Annotated in this window: 2 protein-coding genes; both read right to left on the reverse strand. The window is 52.4% G+C overall.

Going from position 1 to position 983, the window contains the following annotated elements; translation table 11 throughout:
• Positions 1–35: 35 nt before the first annotated feature.
• Positions 36–575: a hypothetical protein gene (locus ACFSX3_RS30465; protein WP_379256912.1), complete on the reverse strand. Its 540-nt coding sequence runs from the start codon at positions 573–575 to the stop codon at positions 36–38.
• 67 nt (positions 576–642) lie between these two features.
• A partial coding sequence (locus ACFSX3_RS30470) for a hypothetical protein (protein ID WP_379313669.1) occupies positions 643–983 on the reverse strand: 341 nt, incomplete at its 5' end.

The raw sequence follows: 983 nt of genomic DNA on the forward strand, positions 1-983 counted from the left end.
CGCCCCGAAGGACGGCCGTAATGTATGTGCGTATGTTATTCGCCGAGCTGCGCCTTAATGTCCGCGATAATCGTCTCAGTAGCGGCTATGCGCGACTCGAGGTCGACTACGAATTTCTGCAACTCCAATACGTTAGACGTATCCTTCGGCGTGGCTATCTCTGCCTTGGTCTGCTCGATCACTTCGCGATACTTTGTAATCGCTTGTTCTCCTGTCACTATTTTACTTCGAAACATCGCTTTTTCTTCTTCCGTAAGCATCCGCTGTGTATTGGCCGGCGTAGTTACCAGCTCAGCTACCGCCGTACCCGTCTCCACTGTTGCTGCCGCTTTACTTTCCATCGTTATCCTCTTCCCCTCTACCGCCAGCCCCGTTCCGGTCGCCTCACTCATTGCGCGTACTGGAACGTAGGCCGAGCCGTTTATAATAACCGCATCTGCGATCTTCTTACCATCTTGCTCCACCGAAAACAATCCCGTTACCTTTGCGCCGATTAATGACGAGTTTGCCGCGTACCCGATCGAGCTGCCCAGTAATAGAGCTGCGGCTACGATTCCGATAATCTTCTTTTTCATGCGTGAGCCTCCTAAATATAGTAATTACCGTAAGTATATCTAAGAGGCCCGCGACATGAAAGAGAAATTAAGAGACCGTGAACGTACCGCCGCCGCTATTAACATTCGCAGGGTTTCCGTGGTTATGATTCGGAATAGTAACGCTGTGACTATGTGAGGCGTCCGCTTTACCTGCGAGAGCTGACCATATAGCGTCGAGTTCTGCTGCGGTTACGATGCGATTGCCGGGAGAGGCGGAGCCCACATAAGCGCCAAAACCAGGATCTAGGATAACGTCAAACGCTCCCGCAACAACCGCATTTAGGCCGGCGTCGATCCGCACGTCATTGGCTCCGCGCATTCTCAATTCCTTAGAGCCGGACCCAGCGAACGAGACGTACGCCTCGTAAATCCCCGGGTCTACAAACT

It is taken from the genome of Paenibacillus rhizoplanae (assembly GCF_042684125.1).
GTDB lineage: Bacteria > Bacillota > Bacilli > Paenibacillales > Paenibacillaceae > Paenibacillus_AQ > Paenibacillus_AQ rhizoplanae.

Bases quoted from the DNA above. Each gene is read 5' to 3' on its own strand.
- ACFSX3_RS30465 (WP_379256912.1), bottom strand. From the start codon at position 575: ATGAAAAAGAAGATTATCGGAATCGTAGCCGCAGCTCTATTACTGGGC.